A 12,729-nucleotide genomic window follows, 5' to 3' on the forward strand; every position below is an offset into this window, starting at 1 on the left:
GGGAGCCCCCCGCAAGTCCGGATACACCCGGCCGCCCCCTGAAGTCCACCCGAATTTCCTGACTGCGCCACCGAAAATGACCGGGACAGGACCGGGACGAGTCAGGGACGCACCGCGGCCCGTAGGGGCGAGGTGGCGAACTCGCGCATCCCGTCGTCAAACGTGACCTGGGCGCACCAGCCGAGTTCGCGGCGCAGACGCTCCGAGGACGCGGTGATGTGCCGCACGTCGCCGAGGCGATACTGCCCGGTCACGATCGGAGCCAGGCCGCCCGCTGCAGCGAGGGCCGTCGCCATGTCGCCGATGCTGTGCACGATTCCGCTGCCGACGTTGAACGGACGGAATATTCCAGAATCGGAATGAACGCTTTGCGGCATTGACGGGGCCGCGCCAACGGGCTCGGGAGGGACCGCTGCAGCGGTGGCGGGAGTAGCATCCGTTTCGACGGGTGCGGTGGCCGATGGCGAGACCCAGTCGAACGCGGTGAATTCCAGCGCGGCGATATTGGCCGCGGCCACGTCGCGTACGTGCACGAAATCGCGGCGCTGTCGGCCGTCTTCGTAGACGCGCGGGGCTTCGCCGCGTTCAATCGCCGATCGAAACAGTGACGCGACTCCCGCATACGGGGTGTTCTGCGGCATGCCGGGGCCGTACACGTTGTGGTAGCGCAGGGCGGCGACGCGCCCGCCGGTCGAGCGGGCCCAGGCGGTGGCGAGATATTCCTGACCGAGCTTGCTGCTCGCGTAGACGTTGCGTGGGTCGAGTGGATCGGTTTCGCTCACCAGAACGGGTTCGAGCGGCCGCCCGGTGACGGGGTCGAGGGGGTCGAAGCGTCCCGCGTCGAGGTCGCTCGCAAGGCGCGGGCCGGGCCGGGTGAATCCGTTCGGGCCGCGGTAGCTGCCCTCACCGTAGACAACCATGGATGACGCCAAAACCAGGCGCCGGATGCCCCGCTCGGCCATCGCGGCCAGCAGCACCGCGGTTCCCACCTCGTTGCTGTGCACGTAGTCGGGGGCGTCGGCGAAGTCGACACCCAGTCCCACCTTGGCGGCCTGGTGGCACACCACGTCGATGCCTTCCAGCGCGCGAGCGACCGTGGCCGGGTCGGTGACATCGCCGTGCACGAAGTCCACGCGCGAGTCGAGGCCCGCCGGCAGCACGTTCCGGGCCCGGAGCGTGGGCCCGGTTCCCGGGCTCACGCCCGGAACCGGTTTGGCCCCTGGCCCGGACCCGGCTTCGGGCTCCGGCGCGGTGCCGTGCACGTCGGCGCGCAGCGAGTCGAGCACGCGCACGCGGTAGCCGCGGGCGAGGGCGGCATCGACGATGGCGGATCCGATGAAACCGGCGCCCCCGGTGACCAAGAGGAGTTCGCCGGTCATAACAGGTTCCGCTCAAAGTTGCCGGCGCGGCCTGCGCCCTCGACAGGAGCAGCCGGCAGTTTCCCGGCAATCGTCAGGTTTCCGGGGCGGGGGAACGTGTGACCGGTCATCACGCCGACTCCTCGATCGGGTCAGAACACACGGGACGCCCGAGCACGGAGTCGACCTGGGCCGGGTCGATGAGGTCGCGCGGGGCGAAGTCCGTCGGGAGGGCACGCAGGATCCCGTCGATCGCGGCCAGGATGCGCGGCTGGGCGTCGCGGAGGCGACGGAACACGGCTGACGCGGTGACGGCATCCGTTTCGCGCGTTGCCTCGCCCGGTTGCGGCGCCAGCCCGGCGTCGGCGTCGGTCACGAACGAGAGGTTGACGGTGCCCATGTTGAGCTCGCCGGCCAGCACGATTTCGGGATAAGCGGTCATATTGACGATGTGCGCACCGATCGACTGGAACCAGACCGACTCGGCCCTGGTCGAAAACCTGGGCCCCTGAATGACGACGACGGTTCCGGTTGGCGCAAAGTTCTCTCCGAGATCGGCGAGGGCGCGCACGGCGTAAGCGCGCAGGAGCGGATCGAACGGGTCGGCGGCGGAAAGGTGCTGAACCGACTCGCGGTCGTAGAAGGTGTCGGGGCGGCCGCTTGTGCGGTCGATGAACTGGTCGGTGACCACGAGCAGGCCCGGCGGATACTCCGGCGTCACTCCCCCGACGGCCGACGAGGAGATGATCGCGCGCACGCCGATCGAGGCGAGCGCCCAGATATTGGCGCGGTAGTTGATCAGGTGCGGGGCAACGCTGTGGCCGCTGCCGTGGCGGGGTAGGAACGCGACGCGGCGACCGGCGCGCAGGCCGATCGTGACCGGGGCCGTCCCGTAGGGGGTCGGAACCTGGTGCGTCACCGCTCCGGAAGGATCGATGAGTTCGTAGAGGCCGGATCCGCCGATCACGGCGATGTCAGCCCGTGCGGTCGGGTCGACCAAGGCATTAGCGACGGGGTCAACCGTCGAGGCAGTCGGGTCAAGCGTCACAAGCGGCTCCCAGCACGTTACAGGTCGAGTATTCAGTGTGCCATCGAAACCTGCGTACCCGCGGACGCCGGCGACCGGATGCCCCCGCCGCACCGCCCCCACTTGGACGGGGCCCAGGCCCCGTCCCCGGGCCCAGGTTATAAACTGGGCCCCCGGACGGGGCCCGGGCCCCGTCCGGGGTTGAGGGGGAGCTAGTGCGTGTAGACCCGGATCGACGAAGCCAGCGGGCCGGGCGGGTTCAGCGCGAACGACGACAGTACCCCGTCCCCGGAGTAGTCCACGAGCGCCCAGAGTTCTGAACCACCGCTGACAACGTAAACCGCTCCATTAGCGAGCGGCACCGTGGCGCTGGCCCCCGCATCCACCTCGAGGTCGATCGGTGTTCCGGCGGAGGGCGTGAGGGTGAGGGAGGCATCCGCTGCCCCGCTATTGCGGAGGTGCAGGGTCGGTGACGGGCCGGCGGCCACGGCGACCGCAAACGATCCTTCGAGCGGCGCCGAGGCCGAGAACCAGCCGAAGTCCTTGCCGCCGGCGCTGTCGGTGGCCGTGCGGGCGGCCGCGACGATCGGCTCGTCGGAGCGCAGCTGCACCGAGTAACTACCCACGACTAGCGGCGCCAGCGGAATTTCCGTGGCGATCCCGGGCTCCACCTCCACCTGCGTTGAGGTGCCCTCGGCGGTTCCATCGGCGCTCGTCACGCCGATCTGCACGGTCGCCGCGACCGACCCCGGCACGAAAACCCGAACCGACGGGGTGTCGGCGTTGAAGCCCTCGCCCGTGGTCTCCGTCCCCTCCGAGACGGCCGTCATGACGCGCACCCCGGCAATGATCTGGTTGGTGGCGGGGATCGCCGTGGTGCCGACGATCTCGACCCCGCCCGGTTCGATGCCGCGAATACTGCTCTGCTCGAGCGACGCCGCCACCTGCCCGCCGCGCGACTGAACGTGCAGCACGGGCGATTTCACGTTCGGGGCGAGCCCGGCGAGCGAGATGACCCGCTGCTCCCCCGGCTGCACCAGGATGCCGGTGGCGCCCGGTGCGTCGACGAGACCGCTCTCGCCGGAGACCGTCACGTTCACCGTCGCCAGCACGGTGGTCGGGTTGCTCAGCAACAGCAGGCTCGTGCGCCCAATGTCGGTGGAGCCGCCGACGATCCAGCTGTCGCTGACCGCTTCGGCGCAAGCGGCGACGGCGAGTCCGCCGATGGTGTCGGTCGCGGCGACCTGCGACTGGCTGCCAGCCACGAGCGGCGGCAGCACCGAGCCCTCCTGCACGGGCACGGTCAGCAGCAGCGGCGGCTGCCGGCTGTTCGAATCGTCGACCGCCGTTATCTCGGTCACCTGAGGCCGAATCTGCTCGAGTGAGCTGCCCGAGACCGCGCCATACACAGCGGATGCCGCCCCCACGCTCGACGCGGCCTGCGCCTGGGTCGAGTCCTCGGCCAGGGTCAGCAGGGGCCCGGGGCAGACCCGCTGCTGCTCGCTCGGCAGCGGCTCGATCTCACTCGATTGCGGGTCGCGTTCCAGGGTCGGCAGCGTCACCAGGGTGGCCGCACCGAGCGTTGCGATGACGACGGCGATGCCGACGAGGCCGAGCACCCCGCGACCGGCCCGGCCGCCAATGCGGGCGAGTTGACTTTTATCGGGCATTGTCGTCCTCCACTGGATCGGCGGCATCATCAAAGCCGTCGTCCGATTCCAGCCCGGTGCCAACGCCGGTCTCCCGGTCGATGGCGAGGTCGGCTTCGAGGTCGGTGCCGAGCGGCACCTCCAGGTCGGCATCGAGGTCGGAAACAACCTTCACCCGCCGCGCACGCTTCGGCTTCTGCTTGGCGTTGGCCCGGGCCGCCCGGCGAATCGCGTCGCGGTTGGCCTGACGCACGGCTTCGCGTCCGGCACCGATCGGCAGCGACAGCAGCACGGCGCTGCCCACCACGGCGAGGGCCATCAGCAGGGTCACAAAACCGAAGGCGCCGCCGGCGCGAGCCGGTATCGGGGTGGAGGCGGCAGCATCCGTTTCGCCGAACTGCCACAGCCGGCCAAACTCGGTGTCGCCAACCGGGGCGAGCGCGGCATTGCCGTCGAGGGCGGTCTCGGTGCGCAGCGCCGTGTCGGCGGCGTCGACGCTGGCGCCGGCGGGCTGCAGCACGATAAAGCGGATGCCGAACTCGGCCAGATCCGCGCTGGTGTCCAGCCCGCTGCGTGAGGCCAGGTTGCCGGCGAGCTTTGCGAGCGCCTTCTCGCGGGCGCTGAGAGTCTGGTCAGTGCTGTCGAGGGTGGACTGCTGATTCAGGGTGGCGCCCACGCCGCGCTCGATCGTGGCCAGCAGGCCACCGTCGGCCTGTGGAACGAGTTGCAGCGTGCCGACCCGGGGGTCAATCTGCGCCTCGGCGGCGACGAAAGCCGGCTGGGTCTGCCCGGTGCCCTCCCGCACGGCTGCGGTGCCGAGGTGCAGCGAAGCGACGAGCGGCAGCACAACCACGGCGAGGGCGAGGGCGGCGACCACGCCGGGCGTCGACGCGAAGCGGTGCAGGGAACGCAGGCCAATGACGAGGGCGCCGACCAGGCCGAGCCAATACAGGCTGAGACCGCTGCCGGTCCAGACGCGCACCGGTTCGGCGCCGATCGAGGCGAGTACGAGCTGGTTGGCAGCGAGAGCGGTGCCGAAGCCGAGCAGCGCGACGAGCCAGGCGCCGCTGGCCAGGCGCGCCCCGGGCAGCAGCAGCGCCAGCAGGGCGAGCGCGGCGAGCGGCGCGAGCAGAAGAGGCACGAACAGCTGCGGGTCGAGGCCAGAGGCCCCGAATCGGTCGAGCACAGCGGCCCAACCGTCGGTGCCTGGCAGCCCGAGCAGCAGTTGCAGGGTGGGCGCCTGGCCGCTCGGCACGGGCAGGCCCGGGTCGGCGACGAGGTTCAGCCAGCTGCCGCGCAGCCCCTGGTCGACGATGAGCGGCAGCGCGAGAGCGAACGCCGGCAGCGGAATGCCGACGAAACGCATCACGCGGCGGCCGGCCAGGGCCACGCTGAGCGCCCAGACCAGGAGCAGGGCGGGGGCCAGCGACGGCGCGCAGGCGACGACCGCCGCGAACAGCAGGGCAGCGGATGCCGACGCTGACCAGGTGCGGGCGGCCGCGAACCAGGCGAAGAACAGCCACGGCAGCAGCAGGTGCACCATAATTGCGGCCGGGCGTCCGTCGGCGAGGGCGATCAGAAAGGTCGGGGCGAGCACCCAGAGCGCAGCGGCCAGGGCGCGCAGGCTGCCGCGGTCGGTCAGGCGGGTCGCCGCCATCCATGCGCCGACGGCGGCGAGCGGGAAGGCGAGCGCGTAGACCAGCACGAGCGCGAACGACGGCGACCAGAACGCGATCGAGCCGAGTACGGCGACGACCGCGGCGAAGGGATCGGCAGCGCCGACGAAGCCGAGTCCCAGATCGCGCCAGCCGTAGCCGACGTTCGCCCACAAATCGGGCAGGCTCGGCGACAGCGGCAGCAGCCCGCCGCCGGTGAGGGTGTCGGCGCCGAGCAGCGGCACCATCATGATTACGCCCACGACGGCCGCGGCGAGCATGGTCCAGGCACCGCCGCCGGAGAAAAAACGAATCTCGGAGCGTTCGCCGTGCAGGCCGAACAGGCTCGCCTCCCGTTTGAGCGAATGGCGTCGGCGCACTTCCGCCGAGGGAACCCGCAGGGTGGAGATGGCATCCCAACCAAGCGTGCGGGTCTTGGCGAGCGAGCGGCGGGCGTTGCCGACGCGCATGCCGTTGAAGGCTGCGCCGAACGCGGCCGAGAATTCGCCGACGATGGCGCCGGGTTCCTTGCGCAGCAGCTGGCCGATCGAGCGCACAAAGGCGAGCGGCAGCAGCGACAGCCAGTGGAAGACCAGGGCGCCGGCCGGCGCGTAGACCAGGCGGCGGTGCAGTTGCGCTGAACGTTCGGCGCGCACCCGCCGGCGACGCAGCCGCCCCCGGGACGACTGGTTCGGTCCGGCGACACCGTCACCGGCCGAAGCGACGCGGGCGGCCGGAACCACCGACACGCGATAGCCGGCCAGGCGTACGCGCACGCAGAAGTCGAGGGAATCGTCGACGGTCGGCAAGGCCGGGTCGAACCCGCCGAGCTGTTCCCAGACGGTGTGGCGCACGAGCATGCCGCCGGCGCCGACGGCGAGCACGTCGCTCAGGCCGTCGTGCTGGCCCTGGTCGAGTTCACTTTCGACCAGGGTGACGGTGGTGCCGCTCGGCGTCATCGATTCACCGAAGTCGTGGATGTATTCGCCGGCGATCCACTCCATCACCTTCGGCCCGGCGACGGCGACCGAGGGCGCGATCTCGAGTGCGTCGAGGAGGGCCTCCAGGGCGTTCGGCTCCGGCGCGCTGTCCTGAGCGAGCAGCCAGAGCAGCTCGCGATCGTGCGTGGGCGGTGTGGTCACGCGCACGGCGGCGGTGATCGCCTGCCCGAAATTCAGGTCGGCGTCGGCGGCGATGAACTGCGTCGGCCCGAATGCGGCGAGCATCTTGGCGGTCGCATCGCTCGAGCCGCAGTCCACGGTGATGACAATGTCGGGTTTACGGGTCTGCAGCGACAGCGCCTTGAGAGTTCGCTCAAGGTGTTTCGCGCCGTTTCGGGCGACAAGGATGGCGGTGACTCTCGGTTGCATAACAGCACCAGCCTAGGTCGGTATCGGCCGGGGGCCCTGAACTGCGAGGGCGCGCCCCCAATATTGGCCCGGCAATAAGCGGATGCCGTGGCACCCGCTCGCGAGGCAGCCCCGGGTAAAGCGTGGCTGTAACAGGCATCCGCTTAGAGGAGCTCCGCGATGGACGGGCCCAAGGGCATCGAGCGCAGACGCAGCCTGCGCTCACGCCCGCGCCCGCAGTTAGGCGCGCTTACGCAGTTTGCGGCGCTCGCGCTCGGAGAGGCCGCCCCAGATGCCGAACCGCTCGTCGTTGCCGAGCGCGTATTCGAGGCACTGACTGCGCACCTCGCAGCCGGAGCAAATCTTCTTGGCGTCGCGAGTGGAGCCGCCCTTTTCGGGGAAGAATGCCTCGGGGTCGGTCTGCGCGCAGAGCGAGTCGGCTTGCCAGGCGAGAAGGTTTTCGTCGCCAAGATCTTGTCGTACTCCCGGAACACCGAGGGTGACGGGGTCTACGAACCAGTCCTCTGGTACTCCGGAACGATAGTCAGGTGTAGCCATATCGTCTCCCAGCGCTCGCTCACGCACCGAATGGTGCTGTACCTAATTACACCGGTGTAATTCGCTAACGTCAAGTCGCAGATCGTAAACCCTCAATAGGGGCTGGAGGGTTGCGACTCGCCGACGGCATCCAAATCGGGCATTTGGGGGGTACGCGGTGTGCGTGGCAACATTGCGAACGTAGCACGATCGTCGCTGGCGACGGCGTGTCGCGCGCTCAGTTTGCGGCGGCGCGGGAGGAATTCCAGGCGCTCTGCACCATCTGCTCGAGGGTGTGGCGCATGCTCCAGCGCAGATCGCGGGCCGCGAGCGCCCCCGAAGCCACGATGCGATCCGGGTCACCGGCGCGGCGCGGCCCGATCTCGGGGGTGAAATCGATACCGGTGACCCGGCGCACGGTGGCCATGATCTCGCCCACCGAGACGCCGTCGCCGCTGCCGAGGTTATAGACCGCTTCGATCGGCTCGGCGGCGTCGAGGCGGCGGGCCGCGGCGACGTGCGAGAGCGCCAGGTCGGCGACGTGAACGTAGTCGCGCACGCAGGTGCCGTCGGGGGTGGCATAGTCGTCGCCATTAATGCGCGGCGTGCGACCGTCCAGCAGCGCGGCGAACACGAGCGGAAAGAGGTTGTGCGGGCTCGTGTCGCTCAGGGCCAGGTCGCCGGAGCCGACGACGTTGAAGTAGCGCAGAGACGTGTGGCGCAACCCGGTCGCGACGCCCTGGTCACGCAGCAGCCATTCGCCGATCAGCTTGGATTCTCCGTAGGGCGACTCCGGGCTCTTCGGCGTCTCTTCGGTGACGAGGTCGGTGCGCGGTGTGCCGTAGACGGCGGCGCTCGACGAGAAGACGATGCGGTCGATCGCGGCGGAGTTCATGGCGGCGAGCAGGGTGGCCGTGGCGGTCACGTTCTGCTCGTAGGTGTGCAGCGGGCGTTGCACCGAGACGCCGGCATATTTGAAGCCCGCCACGTGCACGACGCCGTGCACGTCATGCTCGTGGAACGCGTGCAGCAGCGTGCCGCCGTCGAGTACGTTCGCCCGAATGAAGGGAACGTCGGCCGGCACGAACGACTCGTGGCCGCTCGAGAGGTCATCGAGCACGACCACGTCGAGGCCCTCGGCCTGAAAGGCCCGCACCACATGGGAGCCGATATAGCCCGCTCCGCCGGTAACCAACCACGCCATAACGCCCCGCTCGTTCACGCGGCACTCGGTGTGCCACCGCTACAGGCTAGCGCCAGCGGATCAGGGCGTCATAGTCGTGCGTGACACTGGTGGGCTGACGGCGGTAACCGTCGCGTCGGGTGGAGCGGATCGAGGCAACAATACCGGCGACCGCGAGGACTGTGAGAAGAAACATAAAGATGAACATGGCAGAAACTCTATGTATTGTGCTTTTCTGCCGCGAGTGGCAGAATTGACACCGTTCGACAGATTCCTGCCAAGGTTGAAAAGAGGATGCCCGTGCTTCAGAAAATCGTCTGTGTCACCCTCCCCGGTCTGGCGCCGTTCGAATTCGGCGTCATCTGCGAGGTGTTCGGCATCGACCGCAGCGCCCAGGGCGGGCCGGCCTTCGACTTTCACGTCGTCGCCGCCAATCCCGGCCCGATCCGCACCAAGATCGGCTTCGATATCGTCGTGCACGACGACCTGTCGGCCGCCGCCGACGCCGACCTCATCGCCATTCCCGGCTACGAGTCCGGTGAGCCGATCGACCCGCGCGTGCTGCAGGTCGTGCGCGACGCTGAGGCCCGCGGCGCCTGGGTACTGAGCGTCTGCAGCGGCGCGTTCGTGCTCGCCCACGCCGGCATCCTCGACGGTCGCCGCAGCACCACCCACTGGATGTACACCGACACCCTGGCCCGGTTGTTTCCGAACACGACCGTCGACCCCGACGTTCTGTTCGTCGATGACAACCACGTCGTCACCGGGGCCGGCACCGCTGCCGGCATCGACGCCGCGCTGCACATCGTGCGCACCGAGCTCGGCGTCACCGCCGCCAATGTGATCGCCCGCCGCATGGTCGTGCCGCCGCAGCGCGACGGCGGCCAGTCGCAGTACATCGAGGCCCCGGTCGTGGATTGCCAGGACGAATCCTTTGCCGCCGTCACCGAATGGATGCTGCGCCACCTCGACCAGGAGCTGCCGGTCGACCTGCTCGCCCGCAAGTCGCTGATGTCGCCGCGCACCTTCGCCCGCCGGTTTCGCGCCGAGCTCGGCACCACGCCCACCCGCTGGCTCAATCGGCAGCGGCTGCTGCGCGCGCAGGAACTGCTCGAGGACTCCTCGCGCAGCCTCGAGGAGATCGCCGCTGACACCGGTTTCGGTGGGGCCGCCGTGATGCGGCACCACTTTCTGCAGGTGCTGCAGACCACGCCGACCGCGTACCGCCGGGCGTTCGGCCCCCGCAAGGCCAGCTAGCCGCCCCACGTCCCCACAATCGCTCGCGCCGCACCGATGGAGGTCTCGACAAGCTCGACCAACGGAAGAGGCAAATCCAAGCGGCAAGCCCCGCGCTACGCGCCCGTCGTCGCGAGAAAAACCTCACCGGTGCCCGCGAAGGTCAGCGTGCCCTCATCGGGCGTGACGTAGACCGACTGCCCGCGCTTCAAAGCCCGCGACGAGGTCGCCCCGGCCACGAGAAACCCGCCGGCCGTGCAGATGGCGATGGCCGGGCCGGTGAGGGTGATCTGTCGCATCGTGACGGGCATCTCGGGCGCCGCGTCGGCATCCGCTTCGATGTGAACGAGCTCGAACTCGGTCACCCCCGGTCGATACAGCGACACCCCGGGCGCACCCACGACCGGCGCGAGGTACGGTGCGTGTTGCGGAGTGAAGTCGAGCACGGCGAGCAGTTCGTCGATGTCGACGTGCTTGGGCGTCAGCCCTCCGCGCACCACGTTGTCGGAGGCGGCCATGAGTTCAACACCGAGCCCCGACAGATACGCGTGGATGTTGCCGGCCGGCAGATACTTCGCCTCGCCGCGCTTGAGGGAGATGCGGTTCAACAGCAGGGCCAGCACGATTCCCGGATCACCAGGGTATTCGGCGGCCAGGGCGCGAACCGTCTCGAGCTCGCGGGCATACCCGATGGCGGCTCCTCCCTCGGCCAGAAACTCGGCGTGGTCGGCGAGCGCCACGACCCGTTCCACCAACCATTCCACCTCGCCGGAGTCGCCCCCGCGACCGTCGCGCAGCAGCCAGTCGACGGTGTCGGGCAGCCCGCGGGCGAGGTGGTTCTCAAACAGGTCGAGCACGGCAGCCTGCGGTTTTTCGGTCGCGAGATCGAGCAGCCGCAACTCGGCGATGATTCCGCGCACCTCGCCCAGCGGGCGGAACCCGCAGAGCGCTTCGAAGGTATCGCTCAGCGCAAAGATCAGTTCGGGCTTGTGGAACGGGTCGCGGTAGTTGCGGTTGCCGGCGTCGACGGCGATGCCGGCCTCGTTTTCGAGCTCGAATCCGGCGCGGGCCTGCTCGGTCGTCGGGTGCGCCTGCAGCGACAGCGGGCGGCCGGCGGCCAGGAGTTTGAGTAGAAACGGCAGGCGTGGGGCTGCGCCACCGGCATCCGCTTCTCGGGTCGCCCAGTCGGCACCGAGCGCCGCCTCGGGTGCCGCCGCAATCCACTCGGCGAGGGTCGAAAACCCGCCCACCAGCGACGGATCCTCGATCACCGACGGCGACCCGGCGTGGGCGCCCAGCCACAGTTCGGCTTCGGGTCCGCCCGACGGCGTGCGTCCGAGCAGGTCGGCAATGGCATGCGTCGACCCCCAGGCATAATTGCGCGGCGTGTTGGCGATGCCCACAAACATTTTCGGCTCCTAGTCAAAGTGTTTAGACCAAACTACCAACCGAATTCGGGTGCTCCGCCGACGACCCTAGGCTGGCCGCCATCCCTGACCTTCTTGCAACGGAGCATCCATGACCTTTGAACTACTCGGCAGCGACTTCTTCGGCTACGAAAACCTGCTCACCCCGCCCGAGCAAACGGCCATCCTGAAGCTGCGCGCCTACCTCGAGGCCGAGGTGCGGCCCATCGCGAACGGATGCTGGGACCGCGCCGAATTTCCCGCCCAGATCATCAAGCCGCTCGCGGAGCTCGGCATGTACTCCTTCGGCTGGGACGAGACCAAACCGTTCGCGAATTCGGCCGTGTTCCGCGGATTCGTGGCGCTGGAACTGGCGCGCGTGGACGCATCCGTTGCCACGTTCGTCGGTGTGCAGAACGGGCTGTCGGCCGGTTCGATCGCGGCCTGCGGCTCCGCCGAGCAGCGCGCCGAATGGATTCCGCGGCTCGCTTCGGGCGAGATCGTGGGAGCCTTCGGGCTCACCGAGCCGTTGAGCGGCTCCGACGCCGCGCAGGGCCTGCGCACGACTGCCACCCGCAGCGGCGACAGCTGGACCCTGAACGGCGCAAAGCGCTGGATCGGCAACGCCACCTTCAGCGACGTGACCATCATTTGGGCCAAGGACACCGCCGACAACCAGGTGAAGGGCTTCATCGTTCCCACCGACACCGCCGGCTACAGCGCCACCAAGATCGAGGGCAAGATCAGCCTGCGCACGGTGCAGAACGCCGACATCACGCTGACCGACGTGGTGGTGCCCGAAAGCCTGCGCCTGCAGAACGCCAACTCGTTCAAGGACACCGCCAAGGTGCTGCGGGCCACCCGTGCCGAAGTGTCGTGGGCGGCGGTCGGCAACGCCATCGGTGCCTACGATGCGGCCGTGGCCTATTCGAAGCAGCGCGAGCAGTTCGGCAAAGCCATCGGCGGGCACCAGCTGGTGCAGGACCTGCTGGTGAAAAGCCTCGGCAACATCACCGCGAGCCTCGGCATGGTCGTGCGGGTGTCGCAGCTGCAAGATGAGGGCGTGCAACGCGACGAGCATTCCGCGCTGACCAAGGCCTACACGACCAGCCGCATGCGCGAGAGCGTGGCCTGGTGCCGCGAAATGTTCGGCGGCAACGGCGTCACGCTCGAATACAACGTGGCCCGGCATTTCGCCGATGCCGAGGCCATCTATTCCTACGAGGGCACCCAGGAGATGAACACCCTCATCGTGGGCCGCACGATCACCGGCCAGGCCGCCTTCGTCTAACCCGTGGCCGGCCGCAGCTCGGGCCGGGGCTGCAGGAG

10 protein-coding genes are annotated in these 12,729 nt (G+C 69.0%); 2 read left to right on the plus strand and 8 right to left on the minus strand.

Going from position 1 to position 12,729, the window contains the following annotated elements:
* Positions 1-101: 101 nt before the first annotated feature.
* The 7 genes from QMK31_RS04885 to QMK31_RS04915 form a co-directional block, all read right to left on the minus strand.
* Complete coding sequence (locus QMK31_RS04885; RefSeq protein ID WP_283499843.1) at positions 102-1,379, minus strand: NAD-dependent epimerase/dehydratase family protein; 1,278 nt, start codon at positions 1,377-1,379, stop codon at positions 102-104.
* Positions 1,380-1,488: 109 nt separating this feature from the next.
* Positions 1,489-2,406 (minus strand): MTAP family purine nucleoside phosphorylase, encoded by a 918-nt coding sequence (locus tag QMK31_RS04890; protein ID WP_349361543.1) that lies wholly within the window; start codon positions 2,404-2,406, stop codon positions 1,489-1,491.
* A gap of 191 nt (positions 2,407-2,597) precedes the next feature.
* Complete coding sequence (locus QMK31_RS04895; protein WP_283499844.1) at positions 2,598-4,055, minus strand: DUF5719 family protein; 1,458 nt, start codon at positions 4,053-4,055, stop codon at positions 2,598-2,600.
* Entirely contained in the window at positions 4,045-7,059 is a 3,015-nt protein-coding gene (locus tag QMK31_RS04900; RefSeq protein ID WP_283499845.1) for a glycosyltransferase family 2 protein, read from the minus strand. The genes QMK31_RS04895 and QMK31_RS04900 overlap by 11 nt, the downstream gene beginning before the upstream one ends.
* 219 nt (positions 7,060-7,278) lie before the next feature.
* Positions 7,279-7,596: a WhiB family transcriptional regulator gene (locus QMK31_RS04905; RefSeq protein ID WP_283499846.1), complete on the minus strand. Its 318-nt coding sequence runs from the start codon at positions 7,594-7,596 to the stop codon at positions 7,279-7,281.
* A gap of 217 nt (positions 7,597-7,813) precedes the next feature.
* Complete coding sequence (gene galE / locus QMK31_RS04910) at positions 7,814-8,779, minus strand: UDP-glucose 4-epimerase GalE (protein ID WP_283499847.1); 966 nt, start codon at positions 8,777-8,779, stop codon at positions 7,814-7,816.
* Positions 8,780-8,825: 46 nt separating this feature from the next.
* Positions 8,826-8,966, minus strand: a complete 141-nt coding sequence (locus tag QMK31_RS04915) for a hypothetical protein (protein WP_283499848.1) — start codon at positions 8,964-8,966, stop codon at positions 8,826-8,828.
* 92 nt (positions 8,967-9,058) lie between these two features.
* Here QMK31_RS04915 and QMK31_RS04920 point away from each other — a divergent pair, with 92 nt between their 5' ends.
* Entirely contained in the window at positions 9,059-10,015 is a 957-nt protein-coding gene (locus QMK31_RS04920; protein ID WP_283499849.1) for a GlxA family transcriptional regulator, read from the plus strand.
* Positions 10,016-10,110: 95 nt separating this feature from the next.
* Here the strand turns inward: QMK31_RS04920 and manA are convergent, their stop codons facing one another.
* On the minus strand, positions 10,111-11,403 hold the full coding sequence (gene manA / locus QMK31_RS04925) for a mannose-6-phosphate isomerase, class I (RefSeq protein ID WP_283499850.1): 1,293 nt from the start codon (positions 11,401-11,403) through the stop codon (positions 10,111-10,113).
* Between the two features lie 109 nt (positions 11,404-11,512).
* On the opposite strand from manA, the gene QMK31_RS04930 reads away from it, so the two are divergent.
* Positions 11,513-12,691 carry an acyl-CoA dehydrogenase family protein gene (locus QMK31_RS04930; RefSeq protein WP_283499851.1) on the plus strand — a complete coding sequence of 393 codons (1,179 nt, stop codon included), beginning with the start codon at positions 11,513-11,515 and terminating at the stop codon, positions 12,689-12,691.
* Positions 12,692-12,729: the final 38 nt, after the last annotated feature.

It is taken from the genome of Cryobacterium sp. PH31-O1, assembly GCF_030063455.1.
Lineage (GTDB): Bacteria > Actinomycetota > Actinomycetes > Actinomycetales > Microbacteriaceae > Cryobacterium.